Source organism: Streptomyces sp. NPDC019531 (genome assembly GCF_044903305.1).
Taxonomy (GTDB): domain Bacteria; phylum Actinomycetota; class Actinomycetes; order Streptomycetales; family Streptomycetaceae; genus Streptomyces.
Genome location: NZ_JBJDQL010000030.1, coordinates 66,500 through 92,425 on the forward strand (window position 1 = coordinate 66,500; position 25,926 = coordinate 92,425).

General features: G+C 70.4%; 26 protein-coding genes. 12 read left to right on the forward strand and 14 right to left on the reverse strand.

From position 1 onward, the window contains the following. Nucleotides 1–6 precede the first annotated feature (6 nt). From ACI2L1_RS29540 to ACI2L1_RS29550, 3 genes are all read right to left on the reverse strand, one after another. Nucleotides 7–1,149 (reverse strand): acyl-CoA dehydrogenase family protein, encoded by a 1,143-nt coding sequence (locus ACI2L1_RS29540; protein WP_404742438.1) that lies wholly within the window; start codon nt 1,147–1,149, stop codon nt 7–9. 10 nt (nt 1,150–1,159) lie between these two features. Continuing rightward, the gene (locus ACI2L1_RS29545) at nt 1,160–2,296 is read right to left on the reverse strand and encodes a CaiB/BaiF CoA transferase family protein (protein WP_404742439.1); all 1,137 of its coding nucleotides are present in this window, start codon (nt 2,294–2,296) and stop codon (nt 1,160–1,162) included. Between the two features lie 108 nt (nt 2,297–2,404). Next, nucleotides 2,405–2,785: an MmcQ/YjbR family DNA-binding protein gene (locus tag ACI2L1_RS29550; RefSeq protein ID WP_404742440.1), complete on the reverse strand. Its 381-nt coding sequence runs from the start codon at nt 2,783–2,785 to the stop codon at nt 2,405–2,407. 92 nt (nt 2,786–2,877) lie between these two features. Between ACI2L1_RS29550 and ACI2L1_RS29555 the strand changes: the two genes are divergently transcribed. Further along, on the forward strand, nt 2,878–4,056 hold the full coding sequence (locus ACI2L1_RS29555; protein WP_404742441.1) for a saccharopine dehydrogenase family protein: 1,179 nt from the start codon (nt 2,878–2,880) through the stop codon (nt 4,054–4,056). A 7-nt stretch (nt 4,057–4,063) separates the two neighbouring features. Here ACI2L1_RS29555 and mmpA read toward each other — a convergent pair whose 3' ends face one another. Then, on the reverse strand, nt 4,064–4,222 hold the full coding sequence (mmpA, locus tag ACI2L1_RS29560; protein ID WP_306973809.1) for a morphogenic membrane protein MmpA: 159 nt from the start codon (nt 4,220–4,222) through the stop codon (nt 4,064–4,066). A gap of 62 nt (nt 4,223–4,284) precedes the next feature. Further along, entirely contained in the window at nt 4,285–4,998 is a 714-nt protein-coding gene (locus tag ACI2L1_RS29565; RefSeq protein ID WP_404742442.1) for an endonuclease V, read from the reverse strand. A gap of 42 nt (nt 4,999–5,040) precedes the next feature. Between ACI2L1_RS29565 and ACI2L1_RS29570 the strand changes: the two genes are divergently transcribed. Further along, nucleotides 5,041–5,337 (forward strand): YciI family protein, encoded by a 297-nt coding sequence (locus ACI2L1_RS29570; RefSeq protein ID WP_404742443.1) that lies wholly within the window; start codon nt 5,041–5,043, stop codon nt 5,335–5,337. Between the two features lie 4 nt (nt 5,338–5,341). Here the strand turns inward: ACI2L1_RS29570 and ACI2L1_RS29575 are convergent, their stop codons facing one another. Both ACI2L1_RS29575 and ACI2L1_RS29580 read right to left on the reverse strand, forming a co-directional pair. Further along, nucleotides 5,342–5,671: a plasmid stabilization protein gene (locus tag ACI2L1_RS29575; RefSeq protein WP_404742444.1), complete on the reverse strand. Its 330-nt coding sequence runs from the start codon at nt 5,669–5,671 to the stop codon at nt 5,342–5,344. Between the two features lie 50 nt (nt 5,672–5,721). Next, entirely contained in the window at nt 5,722–6,780 is a 1,059-nt protein-coding gene (locus tag ACI2L1_RS29580) for a WD40/YVTN/BNR-like repeat-containing protein (protein ID WP_404742445.1), read from the reverse strand. Between the two features lie 323 nt (nt 6,781–7,103). On the opposite strand from ACI2L1_RS29580, the gene ACI2L1_RS29585 reads away from it, so the two are divergent. Further along, on the forward strand, nt 7,104–7,520 hold the full coding sequence (locus ACI2L1_RS29585; protein WP_404742446.1) for an SsgA family sporulation/cell division regulator: 417 nt from the start codon (nt 7,104–7,106) through the stop codon (nt 7,518–7,520). 183 nt (nt 7,521–7,703) lie between these two features. Here ACI2L1_RS29585 and ACI2L1_RS29590 read toward each other — a convergent pair whose 3' ends face one another. After that, on the reverse strand, nt 7,704–8,357 hold the full coding sequence (locus ACI2L1_RS29590) for a GPP34 family phosphoprotein (protein ID WP_404742447.1): 654 nt from the start codon (nt 8,355–8,357) through the stop codon (nt 7,704–7,706). A 284-nt stretch (nt 8,358–8,641) separates the two neighbouring features. Here ACI2L1_RS29590 and ACI2L1_RS29595 point away from each other — a divergent pair, with 284 nt between their 5' ends. Next, entirely contained in the window at nt 8,642–10,264 is a 1,623-nt protein-coding gene (locus ACI2L1_RS29595) for an ABC-F family ATP-binding cassette domain-containing protein (protein ID WP_404742448.1), read from the forward strand. On the opposite strand, the gene ACI2L1_RS29600 is transcribed toward ACI2L1_RS29595, so the two are convergent. Further along, nucleotides 10,233–10,940 carry a MerR family transcriptional regulator gene (locus ACI2L1_RS29600; RefSeq protein ID WP_404742449.1) on the reverse strand — a complete coding sequence of 236 codons (708 nt, stop codon included), beginning with the start codon at nt 10,938–10,940 and terminating at the stop codon, nt 10,233–10,235. The two genes, ACI2L1_RS29595 and ACI2L1_RS29600, sit on opposite strands and share 32 nt — an antisense overlap. Before the next feature lie 51 nt (nt 10,941–10,991). On the opposite strand from ACI2L1_RS29600, the gene ACI2L1_RS29605 reads away from it, so the two are divergent. The 4 genes from ACI2L1_RS29605 (at nt 10,992) to ACI2L1_RS29620 (ending at nt 14,279) form a co-directional block, all read left to right on the forward strand. Continuing rightward, on the forward strand, nt 10,992–11,426 hold the full coding sequence (locus tag ACI2L1_RS29605) for a DUF6194 family protein (protein ID WP_404742488.1): 435 nt from the start codon (nt 10,992–10,994) through the stop codon (nt 11,424–11,426). 127 nt (nt 11,427–11,553) lie between these two features. Next, entirely contained in the window at nt 11,554–12,330 is a 777-nt protein-coding gene (ddaH, locus tag ACI2L1_RS29610; RefSeq protein ID WP_404742450.1) for a dimethylargininase, read from the forward strand. 204 nt (nt 12,331–12,534) lie between these two features. Then, nucleotides 12,535–13,512: an acyl-ACP desaturase gene (locus ACI2L1_RS29615; protein ID WP_404742451.1), complete on the forward strand. Its 978-nt coding sequence runs from the start codon at nt 12,535–12,537 to the stop codon at nt 13,510–13,512. A gap of 425 nt (nt 13,513–13,937) precedes the next feature. Next, entirely contained in the window at nt 13,938–14,279 is a 342-nt protein-coding gene (locus ACI2L1_RS29620) for a hypothetical protein (RefSeq protein WP_404742452.1), read from the forward strand. Between the two features lie 130 nt (nt 14,280–14,409). Here ACI2L1_RS29620 and ACI2L1_RS29625 read toward each other — a convergent pair whose 3' ends face one another. Then, nucleotides 14,410–14,658: a WhiB family transcriptional regulator gene (locus ACI2L1_RS29625; protein WP_404742453.1), complete on the reverse strand. Its 249-nt coding sequence runs from the start codon at nt 14,656–14,658 to the stop codon at nt 14,410–14,412. Nucleotides 14,659–14,973: 315 nt separating this feature from the next. Between ACI2L1_RS29625 and ACI2L1_RS29630 the strand changes: the two genes are divergently transcribed. Next, entirely contained in the window at nt 14,974–15,768 is a 795-nt protein-coding gene (locus ACI2L1_RS29630; protein ID WP_404742454.1) for a VOC family protein, read from the forward strand. 12 nt (nt 15,769–15,780) lie between these two features. Here the strand turns inward: ACI2L1_RS29630 and ACI2L1_RS29635 are convergent, their stop codons facing one another. The 3 genes from ACI2L1_RS29635 to ACI2L1_RS29645 form a co-directional block, all read right to left on the reverse strand. Next, nucleotides 15,781–16,806 carry a LacI family DNA-binding transcriptional regulator gene (locus ACI2L1_RS29635; protein WP_404742455.1) on the reverse strand — a complete coding sequence of 342 codons (1,026 nt, stop codon included), beginning with the start codon at nt 16,804–16,806 and terminating at the stop codon, nt 15,781–15,783. Between the two features lie 181 nt (nt 16,807–16,987). Further along, the gene (locus ACI2L1_RS29640; protein ID WP_404742456.1) at nt 16,988–17,902 is read right to left on the reverse strand and encodes an ornithine cyclodeaminase family protein; all 915 of its coding nucleotides are present in this window, start codon (nt 17,900–17,902) and stop codon (nt 16,988–16,990) included. A 14-nt stretch (nt 17,903–17,916) separates the two neighbouring features. Next, nucleotides 17,917–18,897, reverse strand: a complete 981-nt coding sequence (locus ACI2L1_RS29645) for a multicopper oxidase domain-containing protein (RefSeq protein ID WP_404742457.1) — start codon at nt 18,895–18,897, stop codon at nt 17,917–17,919. 189 nt (nt 18,898–19,086) lie between these two features. Between ACI2L1_RS29645 and ACI2L1_RS29650 the strand changes: the two genes are divergently transcribed. Continuing rightward, a complete protein-coding gene (locus ACI2L1_RS29650) occupies nt 19,087–21,579 on the forward strand; it encodes a ThuA domain-containing protein (RefSeq protein WP_404742458.1) in 2,493 nt (830 codons plus the stop codon). Further along, nucleotides 21,579–23,771, forward strand: coding sequence for an OmpL47-type beta-barrel domain-containing protein (locus ACI2L1_RS29655; protein WP_404742459.1), 2,193 nt, complete (start codon nt 21,579–21,581; stop codon nt 23,769–23,771). The genes ACI2L1_RS29650 and ACI2L1_RS29655 overlap by 1 nt, the downstream gene beginning before the upstream one ends. Here the strand turns inward: ACI2L1_RS29655 and ligD are convergent. Continuing rightward, nucleotides 23,758–24,789 (reverse strand): non-homologous end-joining DNA ligase, encoded by a 1,032-nt coding sequence (gene ligD / locus ACI2L1_RS29660; protein ID WP_404742460.1) that lies wholly within the window; start codon nt 24,787–24,789, stop codon nt 23,758–23,760. The two genes, ACI2L1_RS29655 and ligD, sit on opposite strands and share 14 nt — an antisense overlap. Nucleotides 24,790–24,862: 73 nt before the next feature. On the opposite strand from ligD, the gene ACI2L1_RS29665 reads away from it, so the two are divergent. After that, a complete protein-coding gene (locus tag ACI2L1_RS29665; protein ID WP_404742461.1) occupies nt 24,863–25,924 on the forward strand; it encodes an ATP-dependent DNA ligase in 1,062 nt (353 codons plus the stop codon). Nucleotides 25,925–25,926: the final 2 nt, after the last annotated feature.

Consider the following 25,926-nt stretch of genomic DNA (forward strand, 5'->3'; position numbering starts at 1 on the left):
GAAGGGTTAGCCGAGCAAGGAACGGCCGATGATCTCCTTCATGATCTCGGTCGTGCCGCCGTAGATGGTCTGGATACGGCCGTCGGTGAAGGCCTTGGCGACCGGGTACTCGCTCATGTAGCCGTAGCCGCCGTGCAGTTGGAGACAGCGGTCGGCGACCCGCTTCTGGAGCTCGGTCGCCCACCACTTGGCCATGGAGGCGTGGACAGCGTCCAGTCCCCCGTCCGAGTGGTCCTCGACGCAGCGGTCGAGGAACGCGCGCGTGACGGCGCACTCGGTGGCCATCTCGGCTATCTCGAAGCGGATGTGCTGCTTGGTGGCGAGCGGTCTCCCGAAGGCCTCGCGCTCCTTGACGTACTCGGTGGTGATCTCCAGGAGGTGCTCGGCCGCGGCGATTGCGGAGACGGCGATGCTCAGGCGCTCCTGGGCGAGGTTGGTCATCAGGTGCCCGAAGGCGCCGTCGCGCTCGCCGAGGAGGTTCTCCTTGGGCACGCGCACGTCGTGGAAGAACAACTCGGCCGTGTCCTGGGCCTTCTGGCCGATCTTGTCGAGGTTGCGGCCGCGCTCGAAGCCCTCCGTGCCCCGCTCGACGACCAGCAGCGACAGTCCGCGGGCCCCGCCCTCGGGTGCGGTCCTGGCAACGACGATCACCAGGTCGGCGATGATCCCGTTGGAGATGAACGTCTTGGAGCCGTTCAGCAGCCAGTGGTCGCCCCGGTCCTTTGCGTGCGTGCGGATGCCCTGGAGGTCGGAGCCCGCCCCGGGCTCGGTCATCGCAATGGCGGTGACGAGCGAGCCGTCGCAGAAGCCGGGCAGCCAGCGGCGCTTCTGCTCCTCGGTGGCGAGGCCGGTGAGGTACGGGCCGATGACGTCGTTGTGCAGTCCGAGAGCGAGGCCGGGCGCGCCCGCGCGCGTGAACTCCTCGGCCAGGACGGTGGCGTAGCGGAAGTCGGTGGTGCCGCCGCCCCCGAACTCCTCGGGCACGGCGAGCCCGAGCAGGCCCTGCTTGCCGGCCGCCCGCCAGGCCTCGCGGGAGACGATGCCGTCCTTCTCCCACTGCTCGTAGTACGGCAGGACCTCCCTGGCCAGGAAGGCGCGCACGGTCTCGCGGAACGCGTCGTGCTCGGGGGCGAAGAGCTGCCGCTTCATTCGGGGCCTTTCATTCGGGGCCTTTCAAAAGATCCGGTACGTCCCAGTCGCGTGCCACGTCAGCGGTGTCGGCGCCCGCCCTCGCGGGCCCGGTGCGTACGGCCGTGGGGGTGGCGGAGAAGCGGGGCGCGGGCGCGGGCTGGGTGATGCCGCCGTGGTCGGTGAAGGTGCCGCGGGCGGCGAGGTGCGGGTGGTGCGGGGCCTCGCGCAGCGACAGCACGGGTGCCACGCACGCGTCGGTGCCCTCGAAGACAGCCGTCCACTCGTCTCGGGTACGGCTCCGGAAGCGGGCCGTGACCGCCTCGCGCAGTTCGCCCCAGCGGGTCCAGTCCTTGCGGGCGTCGGCGAAGTCGGGCAGGCCGAGCAGGTCCAGGAACCGGTCGTAGAACTGCGGCTCCAGCGCGCCGACCGCCATGTACCTCCCGTCGGCGGTCTCGTAGGTGCCGTAGTACGGGCAGCCGCCGTCGAGGAGGTTGGCGCCGCGCCGGTCCTGCCAGCCGCCGGCGGCGGTCATGCCGTGGAGCATCGCGGCGAGGTGGGAGGTGCCGTCGACGATGGCGGCGTCGACGACCTGGCCGATACCGGTCGCGCGCGCGTGGTGCAGGGCGGCGAGGACGCCGACGACGAGGTAGAGGGCGCCGCCCGCGTAGTCGCCGAGGAGGTTGGCGGGGACGGCCGGCGGGCGACCCGGCTCGCCGATCATGCCGAGAGTTCCGGTGAGGGCGATGTACGCGATGTCGTGCCCGGCGCGCTGGGCCAACGGCCCGTCCTGGCCCCAGCCGGTCATCCGGCCGTAGACGAGGGCGGGGTTGCGGGCGTGGCAGTCCTCGGGGCCGACGCCGAGGCGCTCGGCGACACCGGGGCGGTTGCCCTCGATCAGGATGTCGGCGCGGGCCGCGAGGTCGAGCACCCGCGCGGGGCCCTCCGGGGCCTTGAGGTCGACGACCACCGAGCGCTTGTTGCGGTTGGTGATGTCGTAGTCGGGGTTGATCGAGAGGGCGACGCCGCCGGGGCGGGAGACATGGACCACGTCGGCCCCCAGGTCGGCGAGGAGCATGGCGGCGAACGGGCCGGGCCCGATACCGGCCAGCTCGACCACGCGCACGCCGGTGAGCGGGCCGTGCCCGGGCTTCGTTGCCGTTGTCATCCAGCCCCCATTGGCGTGACACAACTGATGTAACACCAGTGATGCTATGAACGCGTACCAGTGGACACAAGACCTGAACGAGCAAGCGCTTAGCCAATTATCGGCCGGTCACCGCTCGTCGATCTCGGCTATGAGCCGTTTGGGTGCGATCGCGCGGTAGCTCTCCTCGACCCAGTCGCACAGCAGGTCCGCTGCGGGGGCGCCCTGCTCCGCGAGCGGGACGCGCACCCAGCCGGCCTTGCCGAGGCCGTAACCGGCGGGTTCGGCACCCGGGAAGGCGAGGGCGTGGGCGTGGACCTCGGCGCCCTTGAGCTTCACGGTGACGCCCATCGGGTAGCTGCCGTCGCTCACGCCGAGGAAGACGAACACCTTCTTGTTGACCTTGGCGACGGTCTCGCCCCAGGGGAACTCCTCAGCGGCACCCGGCAGCGCGAGCGCGAACTCGCGTACCTTCTCCCACTTCTTCAGGGCATTCCTGGGCACGGCCACCGTCCCACCTCCGGGCTCGTCGTCGGGCTCCGCACTCCTCACGCTAGCCTCGGCCACCGACAACGGCGCGTGCGGCGGGATCCAGGAGTGTCATGAGCAGGCTGAAAAGGTCGGACCGTCCCTACGACATCGTGCTCTTCGGAGCCACGAGTTTCGCGGGGGCGCTGACCGCGGAGTACCTCGCCGCCCACGGCCCGGACGATCTGCGCTGGGCGATCGCCGGCCGCAGCGAGGACAAGCTCCGGGCACTGCGCGAACGGCTGCCCAAGGGCACGGACGTCGAGGTGCTCACGGCCGACGTGTCCGACCCGGACTCACTGCACGCCCTCGCCGGGCACGCGCGCGTGGTGGCCACCACGGTCGGCCCCTATCTGGCGTACGGCGAGGAGCTGGTCGCCGCCTGCGCGGACGCCGGTACGGACTACCTCGACCTCTCCGGAGAGCCGGAGTTCGTGGACCTGATGTACGTCCGGCACGACGCACGCGCGCGTGAGACGGGCGCACGGCTGGTGCACGCGGCCGGGTTCGACTCGATCCCGTACGACCTGGGGGCGTACTTCACCGTCCGGCAACTCCCGGAAGGCGTGCCGCTGACCGTCGACGGATTCGTGAGCGTGGACGCCACCTTCTCGGGCGGTACGTTCGCCTCGGCGCTCAACCAGTTCGCGCGGGGCCGGCAGATGGTCGCCGCCGCGCGGGACCGCGGTCGGCACGAGCCGCGGCTGGTGGGCCGGCGAGCCTCCGCGCCGACCGGCACCCCGCGGTACGCCCAGGAAATCGGCGCCTGGGCCCTTCCGCTGCCGACCATCGACGCGCAGATCGTCCACCGCTCCGCGAAGGCCCTGGAGCGCTACGGACCCGACTTCCGCTACCGCCAGTACGCGGCCGTACGGCGGCTGCCGGTGGCGGTGGGCGGGGTCGCGGCCGTGGGCGCGCTGTTCGCGGCGGCCCAGTTGCCGCCCGCGCGGCGCTGGCTGTCCGACCGGCTCAGGCCGGGTGACGGGCCGAGCCCGGAGAAGCGGGCAAAGAGCTGGTTCTCCGTGCGTTTCATCGGCGAGGGCGGCGGACGGCGGGTGTTCACCGAGGTCGCGGGCGGTGACCCCGGATACGACGAGACAGCGAAGATGTTCGCCGAGTCCGCACTGTCGCTGGCCTTCGACGACCTCCCCGGGACCGCCGGTCAGGTCACGACGGCGGTGGCGATGGGGGACGCGCTGATCGAGCGGCTGCGAGAGGCGGGGATCACCTTCCGGGTGGCGGCGAGCAAGTGAGCCCGCGTCAGAAGGACCAGCCGGCCACCGTGTAGATCATCCCCGCGATCCAGCCGAGCCCCGCGAGCACGCCGAGGACCAGTGCGGCGGTCACCGCGCGCTCGACGGGCCGGTCGGGGTCGGCGAGGGGCTTGGGGGAACGGTGGGTCATGCGGTGCGTCGTCATGCGGGACAGCCTGCCGACCACACCGGTGCGCGCACATCCGTACAGATACTCAGACGACGTACTCAGTACTCCCCTCGGCTCCCCTGACGGGCCGTCGCCTCCCGCAGCGCCCTGCGGCACAGCGCGTCCGCCCTGCGGGTCGTCTCCGGGAGCCGGAAAGCGGGCGTGAGCGCGAGCGTGAGCGCGCAGGCGTTGTCGAGGCTCACGCGGTGGCCGACGGAGACGAACACCGGCTTCACGGCCTCGCGTGTGCGCAGGGCGCGGCCCACCTCCTCGGAGCCCGCCAGCAGCGGCGTCCACGCGCCGCGCCGGGCGCCGGGATCGTCGTAGGAGAAGGTGAACGGGTTCTTGGCGACGCCGATCGTCGGCAGGCCGGTGAGGACGCCGAGGTGGCTCGCGAGGCCGAAGCGGCGGGGGTGGGCGAGGCCGTAGCCGTCGCACACGACCAGGCCCGGGGCGCACGGCAGGGCGTCCAGGGCGGCGAGGACCGTGGGGATCTCGCGGAAGGCGAGCAGGCCGGGGACGTAAGGGAAGGAGATCCGGCCCACGGCGGTCGCCTCGGCCGCGACCTCCAGGGTCGCCGCGTCCAGCACCACGGCCGCCGCCGCGACCACGTCCCGTTCGTCGTCGTAGGCCACGTCGACCCCGGTGACCCGGCCGGTGCCCGGCGGGGGACCGGGCTCGTCGAGGACCGTCCTCGCTCTCAACTCGTCCTGGACGGCTCGTGCTTGTTCCTCGGTCGCGGGCCAGCCCGCGGGGATGTCCACTGTCGCCATGGTGGGGACGAGCGTACGACGGAGCGGCGTAGGCTCGCGATCATGTTCGTACTGGAGCTGATCTACACCGCGCCCCTCGATGCCGTGGATGCCGTGCTGCCGGCGCATGTGGCCTGGCTGGACGAGCAGTACGAGCGGGGTGTCTTCCTGGCGTCGGGACGCAAGAACCCCCGCGACGGCGGGGTGATCATCGCCGTCGCGGGGGATCGTGCGCGGATCGAGGAGATCGCCGCGGGCGACCCGTTCGTCGCGGCCGGGGTATGCGCGTACCGCGTCACCGAGTTCGCCGCGACGAAGACGGCCCCGGCGCTGGAGCCATACCGGGAGACGCTCGGCTGAGGGGTCAGCTCTTGTTGCCCAGCGCCCGCTGGAGCTGGCTCTTGTTCATGTCCGAACGGCCCTTGACGCCCTTCCGCTTGGCCTCCTCGTAGAGCTGGTCGTAGGTCGGGCCCTGGGAGCCCTTGCCGGACCGCTGACCGCCCCGCTTGCCGGACGACATGTCCTGGGTGGACGTACGGCTGGCGGTCTTGGACTCGCCGGACCGGGCGCGTTCCTTGTTGACCGTGCGCGCCGCGATCTCCTTGGCCCGTCCGGTGCTCTCGCCCCGGTCCTGGGCGCTCTTCTTGATGTGCTCGTACTGGCGTTCGCGCTTCGAGTTCGAACCGGCTGGCATGGGGGATCACTCCTTTCGCCGTCGGCGTCCGGGTACCCACATTTCGCCACTCAGTTCTCCAGCCGAGCCACCCGTCCCTTCTCACCGGAGGCCCAGCAGCCGCCGTCGACCGTGCAGTCCACGGTGTCGTACGAGCCGGTGTCGACGGTCCGCCAGGTCCGGCCGCCGTCCGTGGTGAGGTCCGTGCCGGTGGGACCGACCGCGAGGGCGGCGCCGCGGCTGTGCGGGAGCCAGGCCGCGCCGGAGCGGTAGGCGGGCGGTGCGATGGCGGCGGGCTGCCAGGTGCGGCCGGCGTCGGTGGTGCGGGCGCCGGCCCGCGGCGAGGCCTGGTCCGGGTTGTAGTCGCCGCCGACCGCGGTTCCGTGCGCGCGGTCGCGGAAGGCGAGCGCGAAGACGCCCTTGGCCGGGTTGCCCGCCGGGATCGGGGGGTCGGAGGCCGTCCAGGTCAGGCCACGGTCGGCGGAGTGCAGTACACGCGCGCGTGCGGCGCCGCCGGTGGCCAGCCAGACGTCCCGAGGCCCGGAGCTGACCAGGCACTGGCCGCTCGCCGCGAACCCCGCCTCACCGTCGAGCGCGGCCGGCATCCCGGTGTGGGGCAGCACCTTCCAGGAGCGGCCGCCGTCGGCGGTCGACAGGATGCGGAACCTTCCGTCGACCGGGTCGCTCATGGCGAGGCCGTGGCGGCGGTCGAAGAAGGTGAGGCAGTCGTAGAAGGCGTTCGCGTCGGTGTTGCGGAAGGACTCGGTCCAGGTGACACCGCCGTCCTCGGTGCGGTAGACCCGGGACGCCTCGCCCGCTCCGATGGCCAGCACGACGGCCCGGCGCGCGTCGAAAGCCTCGACATCCCGGAACTGGAGTTCGGCGGCACCGGGCGGCGAGACGTTTCGCCAGCTCGCTCCGCCGTCGGTGGTGCGCAGCACCGTGCCCTGGGTGCCGGCCAGCCAGGCGGTGTCCCGACTGACGGCCGAAAGCCCCCGGAACCGCACCTCGGGGGCGCCGCTGTCCTTGAGCTCCCAGTGCGGCGTACGGCCGTCCGGGCCGTGCGCCTCGGCCGGTACGGCGGTCAGCGCTGCCGCACAGGCCGCCCCCGCGGCGATGCTCCGGCTCATCAGGACCGCCCGTCTCCTGCCTCGCGTGTTCAGCCTGTTCGGGGTGTTCCGGGTGCTCCGTGTGTTCCCCAAGCGCCTCATGGCGGGCGAAGGTAGTGCACGCTCCCGGTGCCGTCCAGATGCCCTCGGCCGTCCACCGGGTGGTGCGCAGACCGCCACAAGTGCCCCTGAGGGCACAGGAGGAGGGCTGGATCACACCCGTGCATGAAGACGGTGACAGAGGTCACTCGACTTTCGTGTACACGGATTGGCCCATTCCGACGTCTCTTCCAGTGCCCGTCCCGTCCCGGAAGTCCAACCAGCCGTCACAAGGGAGCAAGGCGTTGTCCACCGTCATCGAGCAGCCAGTCCAGGCCCGTCTCGTCGCCGCGGCACCGCGGATGCCGAGCATTCCCGCCACGCTGCGCTACGACCGCTGCGATCCGTTCGCCGTGCGCATGACCTTCCCCGCCCCGGCCACCCTGGAGGGCGTCGAGGTCTGCTGGACCTTCAGCCGCGAACTTCTCACCACCGGCCTGCGCGAGCCCGAGGGCCACGGCGACGTCCGGATCCGCCCCTACGGCTACGACCGCACGGTTCTGGAGTTCCACGCCCCCGAGGGCACCGCCGTCGTGCATGTGCGCACGGGCGAGCTGCACCGCTTCCTGGAGGCCACGAACGACCTCGTGCCGACCGGTCTCGAACACCTCCAGCTCGACCTGGACCACGACCTGGCGGAGCTGATGCGCGACGCCCTCTGAGGCGTCCCGCGCCGGTCCTGCGCGCCCGGCAGGGCGTGCGCGGGCTCGGCCATGCTCCGAGCCGACGTGTGCCACGTCGAGTACCGCCGATTCCGGGACGGCCTGAACACCGGGGCCGGTCGTTTCAGCGAACTGTCGATGCCATCTGCGCAGCCCTCACCGACATCCGCCCCGTCGACCCCCTCAACCCCCCGCCACGACAGAAGTCGCCCCCACCGCCCCGCGCACCTCGTCGACGACCTTCCCTGGCGCCGGAGCCGCCACGGCGACGCGCTCGACGAGCTCCTCGACACGCTTCTCGTACCGGGCGGCGTCCTCGCGGGTTCGCAGCACACGCAGATCGGCGGCGGCCGCGAGCACGACAAGGGTGGCGTCCCGCTCGGAGACGTCCACGGTCGGCCCTCGCAGGATCCGCCGGACCTCCTCCTGCAGCGCCTCCACCGCGGCCGGGTGCTCCAGGTCGTAGTCCACCGTGGGAAAGAGCCCGAGGGCCCGCTTCTTCCGGGGTCGCAGATATCCGTCGGCGGCGAGTTGTTCCCGTACGGCGTCCAGAGTGATCCGGGTCCGGAGCGTCACCCAGGTCCGCCACCGGTGCGGCCGGGACTCACGGACCAGTTCGAGGAGGCCGTCCAGGACGGCGTCCCCGGTGTCCGAGTCCAGATCGGTCGGCGTGGCGATGCCGTCCTCGTCGACGAGCAGACCGCGCCGGGCCAGTTCGATGAGGGCACCGGCCCTGACCAGGCGGGGAACCTGGTCGGCTCCCGTGACCTCGGTCTTCGGGATGTCCCAGGCCAGCAGGTAGAGATGGGCCGGCAGGGAGAGCGGGCCGTCGGGCACGGGGCCTCCTCGTGAGCGTTAACTCGTTGACAGCACTCAGGCCGCCTCGTACGTTGTAGAACGGTTCTGTTGTCGTCGATCGGAGAAGGACGTTGCTCGTCTGAGGTCCTGAGACACCGTGTCACACACGTGAGGTGTGTGCACCGCGTGCGACCTCGGCATACGAGCCGTTCCCGACGAGCAGGGCCTTTTTCGCGCCCTCCGATTCCTCTCGTCTCCCGTCGGTCGCAGGTGTCTCGATACGCGTTTGCCCCTTCTCGCTTCGAGCAACCGCGGAGACTCGTATGTCTGCATCCATCACCTGCACCTCCCTCGCCTTCTCCTGGCCCGACGGCACCTCCGTCCTCGATGGCCTCGACATCGCCTTCGGACCCGGCCGGACCGGCCTTGTCGGCGTCAACGGGTCAGGCAAGTCAACCCTGTTGAAGCTCATCGCCGGTGAACTCACCCCGGCCGACGGCACCGTCCGCGTCGCGGGCGAGGTCGGCTACCTCCCGCAGAACGTCACGCTCGACACCGGCCTGAAGGTCGACGACGCGCTCGGCATCGCCGTACAGCGGGCCGCCCTGCACGCAATCGAGGCGGGCGACGTGGCCGAGGAGCACTTCGAGATCGTCGGGGACGACTGGGACGTGGAGGAGCGGGCCCTGGCCACCCTCGGTGAACTCGGGCTCGGCCACATCGGGTTGGACCGCGGGATCGGCGAGGTCTCGGGCGGAGAGTCGGTGCTGCTGCGCCTTGCCGCACTGCTGCTGCGCCGCCCGGACGTCCTGCTCCTCGACGAGCCCACCAACAACCTCGACCTGTACGCCCGCAGGCGGTTGTACACGGCCGTCGCCTCCTGGCCCGGAGTCATGATCGTGGTCAGCCACGACCGTGAACTCCTGGACCTGGTCGACCAGATCGCGGATCTGCGCTCCGGGGAGGTCACCTGGTACGGGGGCAACTTCTCCGCCTACGAGGAGGCTCTCGCCGTCGAACAGGACGCGGCGGAGCGGATGGTGCGCGTCGCCGAGTCCGACTTCCGTAAGCAGAAACGCGAACTGGTCGACGCCCAGGTCAAGTTGGCCCGCCGCAAGCGGTACGGCCAGAAGATGTTCGAGCAGAAGCGCGAGCCGAAGATCGTCATGGGGGCGCGCAAGCGGTCGGCGCAGGAGTCCGCGGGCAAGCACCAGATCATGCACGAGGAGAGGCTCTCCGAGGCGAGGGAACGGCTCGACGAGGCGGTGGAGGCCGTACGGGACGACGACGAGATCCGCGTCGACCTGCCGTACACGGCCGTACCGCCGGGTCGTACGGTGCTCACCCTCATGGACCTGCAACTCGCGTACGGCGCACGGGTGGCGGGCGGTCTCGACCTGCGGGGCCCCGAGCGGGTCGCGCTGATCGGACGCAACGGCGCGGGCAAGACGACGCTGCTGCGGACGATCGCCGGAGAACTGGAGCCGGTGTCGGGCGAGGCGACGGCCCATGTCCCGCTCCGCTTCCTGCCCCAGCGACTGGACGTGCTGGACGGTGAGCTGTCGGTCGCGGAGAACGTGGCCCGGTTCGCGCCGGGCGCCACCAACAACCGGGTGCGGGCCCGTCTCGCCCGCTTCCTGTTCCGGGGTGGCCGGGCCGACCAGCAGGCCTCGACCCTGTCCGGCGGCGAGCGCTTCCGGGCGGCGCTTGCCGCGCTGATGCTGGCCGAGCCGGCGCCTCAGCTGCTGATGCTCGACGAGCCGACGAACAACCTGGACATGGCGAGTGTGCGGCAGCTGACGTCGGCTCTGGAGTCGTACGAGGGCGCGCTGGTCGTGGCCAGCCACGACCTGCCGTTCCTGGAGTCGCTCGGCATCACGCGCTGGCTGATGCTGGACGGGGAACTGCGGGAGATCACTCCGGACGCCCTGGAGTTTCCCGCGTAGCGTCCACGACGGCCGCCAGATCGGTTCCCGCCCGGAGCAGCGCCACGCTCCGGGCGGCAATCCGGTCGAGTCGCTCACGAAGGATGCGCCGGGCGTCCTCCGGTTCGTCGAGGCCGTCCAGGGAGTCCATGACCTCGCGCACGGCCGGGATGCCGTACCCGCTGGAGCGCAGGGCGACGACGACGCGCGCCGCCCTGACGGCCCGGGGGCCGTAGCGACGGGCTCGGTGTGTGGTCACACGCTCGGGGCGGACCAGGCCTTCCTCCTCCCAGAACCTCAGGGTCGAGGAGCGTACGCCGAGCGCTTCCGCGAGCTGCGTGATCGTCATGAAGTCGTCGTCCTGGGCGGCCTCTTCGGCCTGGATCGCCCACAGCGCCCGCTGGGCACGCAGGGCTTCCTCGCGTTCCCGTGCGAGCCGGACGTGGACCTCGCCGACCGCGGCGGCGGCCGCCGCGACGGGCCCGGTCCGCAGCCGCGCCAGCAGGAGCCGGGCCTCGACCGGCCCGACGGCGCCGACGAGCCCCCGGTAGGCGCGCAGGGCGTGCACATGCGTGTGCGTGTAGCGGCGGTAGCCGTTGTCCGCGCGGGCGGCCGGCGGGAGGACGCCCAACCGCTCCAGGTCGCGCACCTGTTGCACCGAGTACCCGGACTCCCTGGCGACGTCGGCGGTACGCATCGTTCGGCAAACCCCACAGAAGCACTTGAAGGTCACGCTTGAACCATGAGTATGGAGCAGATCATCGCGACCGTGCGCGGCTTCGACGGGGCCCTGGTGGTCGTCCCGGGGCCGGGTGGAGACTTCCCCGAGATCGCGTGGGGCGACGCGTTCTTCTATTGCGCCCCCGACGGCCCGATGCCCCGCAACACGCAGCCCTACGGGACGATCGTCACGAAGAACTACCCCGACGACCAGGCCTCGGACCTCGACCGTCCGGGGCGCTGGCGGGTCAACGTCCATGTCGGCCGTACGGCGTTGCCGGGCCTCGTCGGGCGGGAGCACGACCTCGCGGCCGCCGACGTGGTGCTGCCGCATCCGGTGTACGGCGCCCTCGGCTGGATCTGCGTCGTGAATCCGGGCGAGAGGACGGCGGAAACGGTCGTACGGCTGCTGCGTGAGGCCCATGAGGCGGCACGCGCGCGTGCCGCACGACGGCGCTCGTGAGCCGTGGAGCGTCTCAAGAGGGCCACAGCCTGGCAGAGGGGGTTTTGTCGACACGGACCGGCGCTGCATGATGCTGACCGGCGCCCGTCACGGGGCCGCCCCTGTCCCGCCGATACGGAGTTCCCTCGTGCCCAGCAAGAAGGCCCTCGTACGCCGCCCCAGCCCGCGCCTCGCCGAAGGTCTGGTGACGCACATCGAGCGGGAGAAGGTCGATGTCGATCTCGCGCTCGAACAGTGGGAGGCGTACGTCGAGGCCCTGCACACGCATGGCTGGGAGACGGTCGAGGTGGACCCGGAGGACGACTGCCCGGACTCGGTGTTCGTCGAGGACACCGTGGTCATGTACAAGAACGTCGCCCTGATCGCCCGCTCCGGCGCCGAGTCCCGGCGTGAGGAGACCATCCGCGTCGAGGAAGCCGTCGCGCGCCTGGGATGCTCGGTGAACTGGATCTGGGAGCCGGGCACCCTGGACGGCGGTGACGTGCTGAAGGTCGGCGACACGATCTACGTCGGCCGGGGCGGACGCACCAACGCGGCCGGCATCCAGCAGTTGCGCGCCGCCTTCGAACCGCTCGGGGCCCAGGTGGTCGCCGTACCGGTGAGCAAGGTGCTGCATCTGAAGTCGGCGGTCACCGCGCTGCCCGACGGGACGGTCATCGGGCACATCCCGAAGGTGGACCGGCCCTCGCTCTTCCCGCGTTTCCTGTCCGTGCCGGAGGAAGCGGGTTCGCACGTCGTCCTGCTCGGCGGACCCAAGCTGCTCATGGCGGCGAGCGCGCCGAAGACGGCGGAGCTGTTCACCGACCTCGGTTTCGAACCGGTCGTGGTGGACATCAGCGAGTTCGAGAAGCTCGAAGGCTGTGTGACTTGCCTCTCAGTAAGACTGCGAGAGCTGTACGCCTGACAGGATGAGCGATCACCCCGACGGCCCCGGACCTGCGATTCCCGGCTGCTTGTCATGACCGCGGAACACTGCTGATCAGGGATCTTTACAGCCCCCTTAACCTACGGTCTCGTAACCTACGGTTTCGTAGCCTACGATTCCGTAGGTTACCGGCGCCCGCCCGCCGACCCTCTCAACTGTTTGCCGCGTCCCCCTGGAGTACCTGTGACCCTCACTTCCCCTCACCTCGGCAGCCCGTCCTCCTCCTGGACCGACGCACGACTGCTGTACGCGTTGGAGGAAGTGGTCGAGAACGAACTCAACCGGCATCTGAAGGTCACCAAGGACTGGATGCCGCACGAGTACGTGCCGTGGAGCGACGGCCGCAACTTCCCCGGTCTCTTCGAGGACGGCGAAGCCTGGGAGAAGGGGCAGTCCAAGGTCACCGAGATCGGCCGGATCGCGCTGGTCGTGAACCTGCTCACCGAGGACAACCTCCCGAGCTACCACCACGAGATCGCCTCCCTCTTCGGCCGCGACGGCGCCTGGGGCACCTGGGTGCACCGCTGGACGGCCGAGGAGGGCCGGCACGGCATCGTGATGCGCGACTACCTGCTCGCCTCGCGCGCGGTCGACCCGGACCAGCTGGAGCAGTTCCGGATGGCCCACATGAGCGAGGGCTTCGAGTCGGACAACCGCCACTCGATGCTGCACTCGGTGGCCTACGTCTCCTTCCAGGAGCTCGCGACCCGCGTCTCGCACCGCAACACCGGCCACCAGTCCGGGGACCCGGTCTGCGACCGCATGCTGGCGCGTATCGCGACCGACGAGAACCTGCACATGGTCTTCTACCGGAATCTGCTCAAGGCCGCCTTCGAGCTCGCGCCCGACCTGACGATGCAGGCGGTGCGCGACGTCATCGTGAACTTCCGGATGCCCGGCCACGGCATGCCCGGCTTCGAGCGGGCCGCCGCGCAGATGGCAATCGGCGAGATCTACAACATGCGCATCCACCACGACGACGTCCTCCAGCCCGTCCTGCGCTTCCTCAAGGTCATGGAGATCGACGGCCTCGGCCCCGAGGGGCAGCAGGCGCAGGACGAACTCGGCCTGTACATGGGCGGCCTGGACGCGGAGGCGTCGAAGTTCGACGAGAAGCTGGCGGCGCGCAAGGCGCGGATGGCGGCCCGCGCGGGAGCCTGACGCCGACCTGACCGAGCCGCCGAACATCCGGGGCGGCCGCCCGCGGCCTGTGTCATCATGCGCCCATGCATGACAGCTGCACAGGCAGCGGGCCGTCGGCTTCCTGCTCGACGTGACCGACGCCGATGCCGCCGCACGGATACGGCGGCGGATCGGTGTGCCGTCGGCGGGCGCGCACGGACGCCGGTTCGCCCGCGCCCACGCCGTCCTGAAGCTGACCCCGGTCCCGTCCTCCATGCCGGTGGGGATCCTGGAGGAGGACGACCAGGAACTCAACGCGCTGGGCGTGCCGTTCGGTCCGGGTGCAAGGGCCCGCTGCCCGTGGACCGCTTCCTCGCCAAGAACGCCGTCGAACCGCCGATGCCGCAGCACGTCGTGGCGCGGGGACTCGTCGGGCCGGTTGCGGGCCGCCACCGCCATGGGGCTTGCCGGGAGCGCGGCGTCCATGGCGCTGGGGACACCGCGGCTGGCAGACGGTCGCCGCGGCCGACGGCGAGCGGCCACTGCCCGGTTACGCCCGTGGGGCCCTGTCCGTACGTCCGGACTGCCCGCCCGCGCTGCGGACGCAGTTCGGCAGCCACCCCAAAGCCACCCCAAGTTCGCCCACCGGATCCGGCAGGCCGGTGTCCTGGCCGGTCCCGGCCCGTACACGTCCACGCGAGCGTTTGGACGACCGCGAGGAGGCCTGGGCGGTCCCGGCGAAGCTCCTCGACACGTTCCATGGCACGGCGCCCGAGCTGATCATGACGGCGGGCGCGATCGCCTGACCCTGCGCGGGCGGAGCGGCCGAGGGGGCGGGCGACTGGATTCCGCCTCGCCTGGGCAAGGCGGTGCACCGGCCTCTGCGCTACGCCCGGGTGCGCTCCCGGATTCTCACCGCACTCCCGACCGCCCGGCTCACCGGTTCTCCGTCCTCCGGAGCTCCAGCCGCTCCTTCTCGGAGAGGCCGCCCCAGACGCCGAAGCGTTCGTCGTGGGCCAGGGCGTAGTCGAGGCAGGCCGGGCGCATCTCGCACATGCCGCAGATGCGCTTCGCCTCCCGTACCGAGCTGCCCGGCTCGGGAAAGAAGAAGTCCGCCCCGGTCTGCGCGCACAGCGCCTGTGCCTGCCAGTCGCGGTCGGCCGGGGTGATGGTGTCGGTGTGCATGGCCGAGATCGTGCCGGGCAGCGAAAAACATTCGATCAACGCGGGATCAACGAGGCCGTTCACGGCCTCCGGCCGCCTTGATGGTGCCCCTCCCGGTGCCGGGGCGCACGGCGGCGCGCGGAAACGGTTCGTGCGGCTCGCGTCCACGTCGCGGCGGGGGCCGCCGACGTCTCGGCTCGCCCCTTCCGCGGATGAACAGCACTCGCTCTCCCCCGGTCACCACGCGTACCCGCCGCGGCGTTCTGGCGGCGAATGTCAGTGGGCGGTGCAAGACTCGGCAGTACAGGCAACGGGACCCTTCAGAGGAGGGCAGAGATGCTCACCACCCGTTATGTCACCGGCGCTCCGAACTGGCTCGACCTCGGCACCCCGGACATCGACGGCGCCACTTCCTTCTACGGCGGTGTGTTCGGCTGGGAGTTTCAGCCGGGCCCGCCAGAGGCCGGCGGTTACGGCTTCTTCCAGCTCGGCGGCCGGACCGCCGCGGGCGGCATGCAGACCACACCGGAGCAGGGCCCGCCCTCCTGGACCGTGTACTTCCAGACCCCGGACGCGGACGCCACCGCGAAGGCGGCCGAGCAGGCGCACGGCGCGGTGCTGATGCAGCCCATGGACGTGATGGACCAGGGCCGCATGGCGATCCTCGCCGACAAGGCGGGCGTGCCCTTCGGCATCTGGCAGCCCGGGCGGAACAAGGGGCTCGACGTCACCCAGGAGCCGGGCTCGCTCTGCTGGGTCGAGCTGTACACGGCCGACCTGCCGATGGCCGCGTACTTCTACCGGGCGGCTCTCGGTCTGGAGACGTACGGCGTCGACTTCCCCGGCGGCACCTATACGACGGTCCTGCCGGACGGGCAGAGCGAGGACGCCATGTTCGGCGGCATCGTCCCGCTGGCCGACGACCCGATGGAGGCGGAGGCCGGAGCGTACTGGCTGCCCTACTTCGAGGTCGCCGACACGGACGAGGCGGTCTCGAAGGCGCGGGAGCTCGGCGGCAGCGTCCGGCTGCCCGCCACCGACGTGCCGGGTGTCGGCCGGGTCGCCAAGCTGGCCGATCCCTACGGCGCCCGCTTCGCGGTGATCAAGAGCGTGCCGCAGCAGACGCCTTAGGGGCGACAGCGGTCACGCGGAGGCACGCCGCACCAGCGTGGTGGGCAGTACGACACCGGCCGGTGCGGTTCCTCCACCCGTGGGGTCGAGGTCGCGCAGCAGCAGGCGGGCCATCAACCGGCCCATCTCCTCTATGTCCTGACGGACCGTCGTGAGCGGTGGCTCGGTCTGCTCGGCGACGGGCAGCATGTCGTCGAAGCCGATCACCGCCACGTCCTCGGGCACCCGGCGCCCGCTCTCGCGCAGCACACGCAGGGCGCCGGCCGCGGTGAGGTCGTTGGCGGCGAACACCGCGTCCACGTCGGGGTGGTGGTCGAGGAGCTCCCGCATCGCCCGCTCTCCGCCGGCGGGGGTGAAGTCGCCCCGTACGACGAGCTCCGGGTCGGCGACGCCCATGACGTCCCGGTAGCCCTCCAGGCGGTCCACCGCGGAGGTCTGGTCGAGGGCGCCGGTGATGTGGGCGACGCGGGTGCGCCCGAGCCCGACGAGATAGCTCACGGCCTCGCGGGCGCCGCCCCGGTTGTCGCTGTCGACGTACACGACGTCCCTGCCGCCGTCGCTCCAACCCGGCCTGCCGCCGAACACCGTGGGAACACCGGCCCGTTGGATCAGTCCGGGCAGCGGGTCGTCGAGATGCAAGGAGAAGACGAGCGCGCCGTCGACATGCCCTCCGGCGAGGTAGCGCCCGACGCGGGCGTGGTCGTCGCGGCCCTCGGTGAGCAGCAGCACGAGTTGGTTGTCGTGGGCCGTCAACTCCTGGCTGATTCCGCGCAGTTGCAGCGCGAAGAACGGGTCGGCGAAGACCCGGGTCTCCGGCTCGGCGACGACCACGGCGATGGCGTCGTGGCGCCGGGTGACAAGACTGCGGGCGGCCTGGTTGGGCACATAGCCGAGTTCCTCGACAGCCCTGCGCACCCGCTCGACGAGCGGCTCCCTGACCCCGTCCCCGCCGTTCACCACCCGGGACACGGTGGCCCGGGACACACCGGCCCGCGCGGCCACGGCCTCCAGAGTGGGGCGCGGCGCTGTGTCGGTCACTTCGGAGCTCCTCGTCGGCGGGGTGCCGATCAGGATAGCTCCGGCGGACGGGGCGGTGAGAGCGCTCTCGCCGTCGACGAAAGGGCGCTCGGCCGCCGCCGTATCGCCTCACGAGGGCCGTGCCTCTACGTCCAGGATGAAACGGCCCTGGACTGGTGGGTGCTGGACATCGTGAGCGGGTTCACGCCAGCAGATCCATCCGCCGCGCGATCCCCTCCCGCTCGGCCCGCCCGTACGCCGTCCAGGCCAGCGCGAGGTCCTGCCAGGGCAGACCGACGGGGGCGTAGACCGTACGGTCCGAGTCACTCGTGCGGCCGGGGTGCTCGGACCGCACCAGCTCGCCGAGGGTCGCGTCAGGTGCCCTCAACACGCCCACACTCGCCGTGAGTTCACGATCGTCGACCACGAGGAGCGCCGCGTCCAGCAGGTCGGCCGCCAGCTCCGCCTTCCCCGGCTCGTCCACGCCGAGACTGGTGAAGTGCTGTCCCGCCCTCGTGTCCGCCAGGCTCAACAGCGGCTCCCGGGACCAGGTCGCCGTCAGGACGATGTCGGCGGCCGCGGCCACCTCCTCCACGGAGGACAGCACCTCGCCGCCGTGCCGCGCGGCGAACTCCGCGGCGCGGTCGGCAGAGGTGTCGTGGACGAAGAGGGCACTGCGTGGCCGTAGCGCCACCAGTCCTCGCACCATCACCTCGGCCTGCGCGCCCGCCCCGATCACGCCCACCGCCTCCCCGGGTCCGGCGAGCAGGTGCGTACCCAACGCCGCCGCAAACCCCGTCCGCCACGCCGTGACGGTCGCCGAGTCCAGCAGGGCGAGCAACTCTCCGTCGGCGCCGCTGTGCAGGCAGATCACTCCGCGCAGCGCGGGCCGTGCGGACGGGAACTTCGCGTTGACCTTCACCGTGTAGGCCGGGACACCGGGCAGCAGGCCGGGGAGCAACGCGGTCGCCGTGCCGGGGAACGGGAGGTCCGTCCGTACCCGCTGTCCCGCAACCGGAACGGCCTCCGCGTCCCGGAAGCCCTCCCGCAGCGCGTCGACGCAGGCCTCCGGCTCCAGCAGTGCTTCCAGATCACCGCGAGTGAGGAGAAGAGTCACGCGCCCATGATCGGTCAGTGCTCGTGCTCGGCCAACTGGTTTGCGTGCTCGTGCGGTTCGTACCCGGGGATCGTCCCGTCCGTCCGCTTCACCAGGAACAGTCCCACCATCCCCATGTCGGAGTGGCTCTGCACATGGCAGTGGTACATCCAGGCGCCCGCTCCGACGCCCTCCCCCGCGATCACCTGGAAACCGAAGGAGTCCGCGGGGCCCACGATCTTGTTGTCGATGACCTGGCTCGGGTCGTCGGGGCCGGTGAGCATGCCCGTGCGGTTGTCGGCCCAGCGATGACCGTGCAGGTGGAAGGTGTGGTAGTACTCGCCGTGCGTGATCATCACGAACTCGACCCGGTCGCCCACCGTGGCCTCGAAGTCGGGCCCGGAGTGTGCCGGCTTGTTGTTGATGAGCATGTCGTTGAAGACGATCGTGTGGGTCGCGTCCGGGAGGACGTCGCCCTGGCGGCGGACGATCACCGGACCGTAGAGGCCCTTGCGAATGCCGCCTGTCCCGTGCTCCGTGCCGACGACATGGTCGTGGTAGTGCCAGTAGCCCGCGCTGCCCGCCCGCCAGGTGCCGTCGCTGCGTCGGCTCGGCACATGGGTGCGCCAGGTGTAGGTGCGGGTGCCGCCCGGCTCGACATCGCTCTGGTTCAACCGCGTTCCGTCGCTGGAGGTTTCGTAGTCCAGCCCGTGGACGTGCAGGCTCGCCCTGACGTCCATGGTGTTCTCGAACTCGATGTGCAGGGTGTCGCCCTCGTTGAGCTCGATGAGCGGACCGGGGATCGTCGCCTTGCCCTTCTCGAAGCCGTAGCCCATTTGCCCGTCCGCGAGCTTCTCGGCGTACATCTTGATGTGCCGGACCTCGCCGCCGGGTGGGGCCACCGTCGCCGACCGGTCGATGCTCATGGCCTCCGGAGCCACCGACAACGATGTCGCGACGGCGACGCCACCGAGCAGGATGCGTCGGTTGAACCCGCGTCTGTCCAGTGCGCCCATGCGGAACTCCCCACCCCGATACGGATATTGCGGAGACGTACCTGTGATGAACCTGTGAGACGGTACCGGCCCCCAGGCCGTTTATCCACACTCAGGACAAAGTTTGTGCGATCCCGGTCATAGGTATTGGCGAGTGACGCAAAGCCGTCTAGCTTCCATGGCGCTGTTGCCGTGACCGAGGAGGTGCCCATGCACTTACGAGGGTTGAGCGCGAGAAGCACACGAGCGAGGAGAAGACGGGCCTGGGCGGCCTGCGTTGCCGCCGGGGCCGTCGGTGCCGGGCTGATGTCCGGTCCCACCGCCGGGGCCGTTTCCGAACCCGTTCCGACAACGATGTCCGTCAAGTCGCCACCGGGCGGCGGGGATGTCCGGGTGCTGGTCTTCCACGGGTCGGCGGCCGCCGGGGACGAGTCGCCGGTCGTCAACGCCGGTATCGCCGCCATCGAGGGGATCGGGCTGTCCGGACCGGCGAACCAGCGGTTCGAGACCGAGGCCACGGACGACGCCAGGGTCTTCACCGACGAGCAGGCGCTGGGCGGTTACAACGCGATCGTGTTCCTGACCGGCGGCGGGGACGTCCTCGACCCGGACCAGGAGGCCGGCCTGGAGGCGTACATGGAGGCGGGCGGCGGTTTCGTCGGCATCCATGACGCGGCCCGCGCCGAGCCGTACTCCGACTGGTTCACGGGCCTCCTCGGCGCCCGCCCCGACGCCTCCAGTCCAACGGCCGTACAGCGCGCCACCGTTGAGGTCGGCGACCGGCAGCATCCGGCGACCAGGGATCTGCCGGTGCAGTGGAAGCGTCCCGACCAGTGGTTCAACTGGACCAAGAACCCGTCCGGCGACGTACACACCGTGGCCCGGGTACGCGAGTCGACCTACCAGCCGGGCGCGAGCGCCAACGGATGGGACCATCCGGTGAGTTGGTGCCGGGACTACGACGGCGGCCGGTCCTTCTACACCGGCATGGGCGGCACGGTCTCCTCGTACGACGAGACCGACTTCCGTACCCATCTGCGCGGCGCACTGCTGTGGACCTCACGGCTCGTGCAGGCCGACTGCAAGGCGACGATCAACGCCAACTACAAGGCGGAGCGCCTCACCCAGCCCAACCAGCCGGGGCAGAACGACCAGATCGGCGAACCGCACGGCCTGGTCACCGCGCCCGACGGGCGGGTCCTGTACATCGGCAGGGGCGGGGCCGACTCCTCCCAGCCGGTCGTCACCGACTGGAACAACCCGGGCATCGGCAAGGGCAAGGGCCAGATCCACGTCTACGACCCGGCGACCAAGAAAGTCACCCTGGCAGGCGAGTTGACCGTCTTCGGCAACAAGGGCGGTGGCGACGAGCTGGTCAAGGTCGAGGAGGGCCTGCTCGGGATCGAGCTCGATCCGCGGTTCGAGGAGAACGGGTGGGTGTATCTGCACTACACCCCGCACTCGGGCCTCAACCGCGACACCCGCATGGCGGAGCGACGCGTGTCCCGCTTCACGCTCGACCGCGCGACGAACAAGCTGGATCTGAACAGCGAGAAGGTGCTGCTCAAGTGGCCGGTCCAGGTGCACAGTTGCTGTCACGCGGGCGGCGGGATGTCCTGGGACTCCAAGGGCAACCTGTACATCGCGACCGGTGACAACAACTCCAGCGGTTTCAGCGGCGGTTACTCCGGCAACAACCCGCAGCCGAACTTCAAGGGCGTCTCCTTCGCGGACGCGCGCCGCACCGCAGGCAACACCAACAACCTCAACGGCAAGATCCTGCGCATCCATCCGGAGGCCGACGGGACGTACACACTCCCCGAGGGCAACCTCTTCACCGGCCAGGAGACCGACGAGGGCGGCGGCAAGACGCGCGGCGAGATCTATGTGATGGGGGTCAGAAACCCGGCCCGGATCTTCGTCGACAAGAAGACCGACATCCTCTACGCGGGGTGGGTCGGACCGGACGCGAGCGCGCCCTCGACCACCTGGGGCCCGGCCAAGTACGACACGTTCGCCGTCATCACCAAGGCGAGCAACCGGGGTTGGCCGTACTGCATGGGCAACAAGCAGCCCTACCGCGACCGCAACCTGCCGGACCCCGACCAGCCGCTCGGCTGGTACGACTGCGACCACCCGAAGAACGAGTCACCCAACAACGACGGTCTGGTCAACCTCCCGCCGGTCACCGGCAACAACATCTGGTACTCGCCGCAGGGCGGTGCCCCGGACTACCCGCGTGACGCCAACGGCATCCCGTCCTACAAGCAGGAGGAGGCCAAGTACCTGCTGCCCTGGCTCAAGGGCGGCGGCCAGGCCGCGATGAACGGGCCCGTCTACCGCTACGACACCGCCTCGGCCACCAGCACCGTCAAGTGGCCCTCCTACTGGGACGGCAAGTGGTTCGTCGGCGACTTCTACGACGCCGACCAGCCACGCAACGCGGTGATCACCGACCCGAAGACCCACGGCGACGGCGGACTCCCGGTCCACTCCGAGTCGTTGAAGAAGATCGTGCCGATCGGCAACGACGGCATCAAGAACCTCATGGACTGGAAGTTCGGTCCGGACGGCGCGCTCTACGTCCTCGACTACGGGCGCGGCTTCTTCACCTCGGACACCAAGTCGGCGCTGTGGAGAGTCACTTACACGGGCGGCGGGCCCACTCCGGCCGCCGGACAGCTGGTGAGGGGAGGGCAGTGATGCACCACCGAAGAGCTCTGACCGTCCTATTGGCCGCCCTGCTGATGATGCTCGGCCTCAAGTCGACATCCCCGGCACAACCCGAGCAGACAAGCGCAGCGGAACAGCTCCTCACCTGGACCGCCGGCGACGACATCACCAAATACAACTCCGCGCCGACGACTGCCGTCGCTGGCACCGCCACGATCGTCTTCGAGAACAGCACGGCCACCGGCAACACCACCGGCATGCCGCACACGTTGACCTTCGTGACCAGCGACCCCGAGTTCAACAACGACGTCGAACTCAACATCCTCGCCAACCCGAACGACGACATGGGCGGCCGCCACACCGCAGAGGTCACGCTCTCGCCGGGCCGCTACTTCTACCACTGCACGATCCCCGGCCACGGCCAGATGCAGGGCATCCTCGTGGTGACCGAGGGCACCGGGGAGGACACCACCGCGCCCTCAACCGCGGCCCAGGTGACCGGCACGCAGAACGCGCAGGGCCAGTACGTCGGTTCGGCGAGCGTGGCGGTCACGGCGACCGACGAGGCCGGCGGCTCCGGCGTTGACCGGATCGAGTACGCGATCGGGGACACGGGCGCGTGGCAGCCGTACACCGCCCCGGTCGTCGTCGACCAGGTCGGCGACCACAAGGTGCGCTACCGGGCCGTCGACAAAGCGGGCAACGTCTCCGCCGAGAAGAGCGCCGACTTCACGGTCGTCCCGCCGCCCTCCGACGACACCGCCCCGCCGGACACCTCGGCGACGGTGAGCGGCGAGCAGAACCCGGACGGCACGTACATCGACATGGCGACGGTGACCGTGTCGGCCTCCGACACCGGGTCCGGAGTCAACACCATCGAGTACGCGGTGAACGACGGGAGTTGGCAGCCGTACACCATGCCCGTGATGGTGCATCAGCTCGGCACCCACACCGTGCGCTACCGGGCGACCGACAGGGCGGGCAACGTGGCCGCCGAGAAGAGCGTCCGGTTCACGGTCGTGGCGGCGACTCCGCAGGACACCACTCCGCCGGTGACCGGTGTGACCGTGGACGGCACGCGCAACTCCGACGGGGCGTACGTCGGCAACGCAAAGGTGACCGTGAGCGCCACGGACGAGGGCGGTTCGGGGGTCGCGGGTGCCGAGTACTCGATCGACGGCGGGCCCTATCTGGCGTACACCGCCCCGGTGGTCGTGGACCGGGCGGGCACGCACACCCTGGCGTACCGCGCGACCGACAAGGCGGGCAACACCTCGGCCGCCCGCACGCTGACCTTCACGGTGGTCTCCAGTCAGGTTCCGGCGCCCAACTGCCCGGAGTTCGACGAGCGGTTGACGGTGATCGTCGGCACGGTCGACTCGGGCGTGCCGAACCGGATCACCAACAGCCGGTGCCGGATCAACGAGTTGATCGAGGACGAGAAGGAGTGGACGTCCCACGCGCTGTTCCTCAAGCATGTGAAGACCGTCCTGGACAAGCTCTACCGGGACGGGGTGATCGACGCGCGCGAGTACGACGCCATCGACGCGGCGGCCCGTGCGTCCGGGATCGGCAGGCCGGGGCAGACCGAGGGCTACCGCACGATCCTCGACGGCAGCCCCGAGTCCTTCGCCAAGTGGCAGCAGGTGGGCGGCGGTTCGTTCGCGCCGAACGGCGACGGGTCGATCACGTCCGGTACCACGAAGGACGGGCTCGGCATGCTCTGGTTCCCCGAGCGCAAGTACGGCGACTTCTCGCTCAAGCTCCAGTGGCGGGACGACGCCCCGGGCACCGGGAACGCCAACTCCGGTGTGTTCGTGCGGTTCCCGTGGGTCCACGACCACCCGGAGGAGTCCCGGCCCGAGTGGGTCGCCATCAAGTACGGCCACGAGGTGCAGGTGCTCGACCGGCCGGACGGCGACATGTACAAGACCGGGTCGGTCTACGGCTTCGACCGGGTGGGGCTCGCCGGTGCCGGCGTCACCCAGAAGGGCACCTGGAACGACTACGAGATCCGTGTGGTCGACCAGCACTACTCGGTCTACCGCAACGGCGTGCTGATCAACGAGTTCGACAACATCGGCGGCCAGGACTTCTACCCGCCCCGCTCGGACGACCCGGGCACGGACGGGCGGCGGTTCGCCTCCGGTTATGTCGGACTCCAGGTGCACGGCACGACGGACGTGGTCTCGTACCGGGACATCCGGATCAAGGAGCTGTAGGAGGCGTCTTCCTGGAAGCGTCCCGGCTCGGCTGTACCCGCTTGGGCTCCCCCGGCATCTTCGGATACTCGGGCGGGTACGGCAGATCGCCGAGCCCGTGGTCGTGCTCGTCCCGGCGGGCCAGCTCCAGCAGGGCCTCCAGCGAGAACGCGTGATCGTCCATGTCCGCGTGTACATCGCCGAGTTGGGCGAAGCGCGCGGGCATGGACGCGATGTCGAAGTCCTGGGGGTGCGCCTCGCCGACCTCCTCCCAGCGCAGGGGCGCGGAGACGGGGGCGTGCGGGCGGGGCCGTACGGAATAGGCGGAGGCGATCGTGCGGTCGCGGGCCGTCTGGTTGTAGTCGACGAAGATGCGCTCGCCCCGCTCCTCCTTCCACCACTTGATGGTCACGTGGTCCGGCATCCGGCGTTCCATCTCGCGCCCGACCGCGATCGCGGCCCGGCGCACCTGGGTGAAGGTCCAGCGCGGTTCGATGGGCACGAAGACATGCAGGCCGCGTCCGCCGGAGGTCTTGGGCCAGCCGCGCAGACCGCCGAACTCCTCCAGGACCGCCCGCAGTTCATGAGCCGCGCGCACGGCGTCGTCATAGTCCGTCCCCGGTTGCGGGTCGAGGTCGATGCGGAGTTCGTCGGGGCGGTCGACGTCGTCGCGGCGGACCGGCCAGGGGTGGAAGGTGAGGGTGCCGTACTGGGCGGCCCACAGGACGGCGGCCTCCTCGGTGGGGCACATCTCGTCGGCGCTGCGGCCGCTGGGGAAGGTGATGTGGGCGGTCGGGATCCAGTCGGGCATGTTCTTGGGCGCCCGCTTCTGGAAGAAGTTCTCGCCGGTCACGCCGTCCGGGTAGCGCTCCAGGGTCGTGGGACGGTCGCGCAGGGCGCGCAGGATGCCCGGGGCGACGGCCCGGTAGTACTGCGCGAGGTCCAGCTTGGTGAAGCCGCGCTCCGGGAAGAAGATCTTGTCCGGGCTGGACAGCCGTACGGTCCGGCCGCCCGCCTCCAGTTCCACCGCGTCACCCATGCGGCCACGGTAGGCCCGCAGGCCATACCTCGCATATCAGGCGTTCCGGGAATCCCAAGGGCAGAATCGGACCATGGATCTGCCGGTGATGCCCCCCGTGAAGCCGATGCTCGCCAAGTCCGTGGCGAAGATCCCGCCGGGCATGCACTACGAGGCGAAGTGGGACGGGTTCCGGGCGATCGTCTTCCGGGACAAGGCCGAGGTCGAGCTGGGCAGTCGTACCGGCAAGCCGCTGACCAGGTACTTTCCCGAGCTGGTCGAGGCACTCGCGCTGCGTCTTCCCGAGCGGTGCGTGATGGACGGGGAGATCGTGATCGCGCGGGACGGGCGGTTGGACTTCGACGCGCTGACCGAGCGGATCCATCCGGCGGCCTCCCGGGTAAGGACGCTGGCCGAGCGGACACCCGCCTCCTTCGTCGCCTTCGACCTGCTGGCGCTCCAGGACGAGTCGCTGCTGGACGTCCCGCTGACCGGCCGCAGGAAGCTGCTGACGACGGCTCTGGCCGAGGTCACGGCACCCGTGCACCTCGCGCCGGCGACGACCGACATCGACGTGGCCCTGCAGTGGTTCGAGCAGTACGAGGGCGCGGGTCTGGACGGTGTCATCGCCAAGCCGCTCACCGGGCGCTATCTCCAGGACGAGCGCGCCATGTTCAAGATCAAGCACGAGCGCACGGCCGACGTGGTGGTCGCCGGCTACCGCTTCCACAAGAGCGGCCCTGTCGTCGGCTCGCTACTGCTCGGCCTCCACGACGACAAGGGCGCGCTCCAGCACGTGGGCGTGTCAGCGGCCTTCCCGATGAAGCGGCGGGCCGAGCTGATCCAGGAGCTGGAACCACTGCGGATGGAGGACGCGTCCGGGCATCCCTGGGCGGCCTGGGCCGAGGAGGCCGCCCACGTGAGCGCCCGGCTGCCCGGAGCGCCGAGCCGCTGGTCGGGCAAGAAGGACCTGTCCTGGGTGCCGCTCAGGCCGGAGCGGGTGGCGGAGGTGGCCTACGACCACATGGAGAACGGCGTACGGTTCCGCCACACCGCCCGCTTCCGCCGCTGGCGCCCCGACCGCACCCCCGAGAGCTGTACGTACGCACAGCTGGAGGAGCCGGTGCGCTACGACCTCGACGAGATCCTGAGCTGAAT

What these genes read in the sequence shown, in the direction of transcription:
- ACI2L1_RS29540 (WP_404742438.1), bottom strand. Translation starts at nt 1,149, where the DNA reads ATGAAGCGGCAGCTCTTCGCCCCCGAGCACGACGCGTTCCGCGAGACC.
- ACI2L1_RS29545 (WP_404742439.1), bottom strand. Translation starts at nt 2,296, where the DNA reads ATGACAACGGCAACGAAGCCCGGGCACGGCCCGCTCACCGGCGTGCGC.
- ACI2L1_RS29555 (WP_404742441.1), top strand. Translation starts at nt 2,878, where the DNA reads ATGAGCAGGCTGAAAAGGTCGGACCGTCCCTACGACATCGTGCTCTTC.
- mmpA (WP_306973809.1), bottom strand. Translation starts at nt 4,222, where the DNA reads ATGACGACGCACCGCATGACCCACCGTTCCCCCAAGCCCCTCGCCGAC.
- ACI2L1_RS29565 (WP_404742442.1), bottom strand. Translation starts at nt 4,998, where the DNA reads ATGGCGACAGTGGACATCCCCGCGGGCTGGCCCGCGACCGAGGAACAA.
- ACI2L1_RS29570 (WP_404742443.1), top strand. Translation starts at nt 5,041, where the DNA reads ATGTTCGTACTGGAGCTGATCTACACCGCGCCCCTCGATGCCGTGGAT.
- ACI2L1_RS29575 (WP_404742444.1), bottom strand. Translation starts at nt 5,671, where the DNA reads ATGCCAGCCGGTTCGAACTCGAAGCGCGAACGCCAGTACGAGCACATC.
- ACI2L1_RS29580 (WP_404742445.1), bottom strand. Translation starts at nt 6,780, where the DNA reads ATGAGCCGGAGCATCGCCGCGGGGGCGGCCTGTGCGGCAGCGCTGACC.
- ACI2L1_RS29595 (WP_404742448.1), top strand. Translation starts at nt 8,642, where the DNA reads ATGTCTGCATCCATCACCTGCACCTCCCTCGCCTTCTCCTGGCCCGAC.
- ACI2L1_RS29600 (WP_404742449.1), bottom strand. Translation starts at nt 10,940, where the DNA reads ATGCGTACCGCCGACGTCGCCAGGGAGTCCGGGTACTCGGTGCAACAG.
- ACI2L1_RS29605 (WP_404742488.1), top strand. Translation starts at nt 10,992, where the DNA reads ATGGAGCAGATCATCGCGACCGTGCGCGGCTTCGACGGGGCCCTGGTG.
- ACI2L1_RS29625 (WP_404742453.1), bottom strand. Translation starts at nt 14,658, where the DNA reads ATGCACACCGACACCATCACCCCGGCCGACCGCGACTGGCAGGCACAG.
- ACI2L1_RS29630 (WP_404742454.1), top strand. Translation starts at nt 14,974, where the DNA reads ATGCTCACCACCCGTTATGTCACCGGCGCTCCGAACTGGCTCGACCTC.
- ACI2L1_RS29645 (WP_404742457.1), bottom strand. Translation starts at nt 18,897, where the DNA reads ATGGGCGCACTGGACAGACGCGGGTTCAACCGACGCATCCTGCTCGGT.
- ACI2L1_RS29650 (WP_404742458.1), top strand. Translation starts at nt 19,087, where the DNA reads ATGCACTTACGAGGGTTGAGCGCGAGAAGCACACGAGCGAGGAGAAGA.
- ACI2L1_RS29655 (WP_404742459.1), top strand. Translation starts at nt 21,579, where the DNA reads ATGCACCACCGAAGAGCTCTGACCGTCCTATTGGCCGCCCTGCTGATG.
- ligD (WP_404742460.1), bottom strand. Translation starts at nt 24,789, where the DNA reads ATGGGTGACGCGGTGGAACTGGAGGCGGGCGGCCGGACCGTACGGCTG.
- ACI2L1_RS29665 (WP_404742461.1), top strand. Translation starts at nt 24,863, where the DNA reads ATGGATCTGCCGGTGATGCCCCCCGTGAAGCCGATGCTCGCCAAGTCC.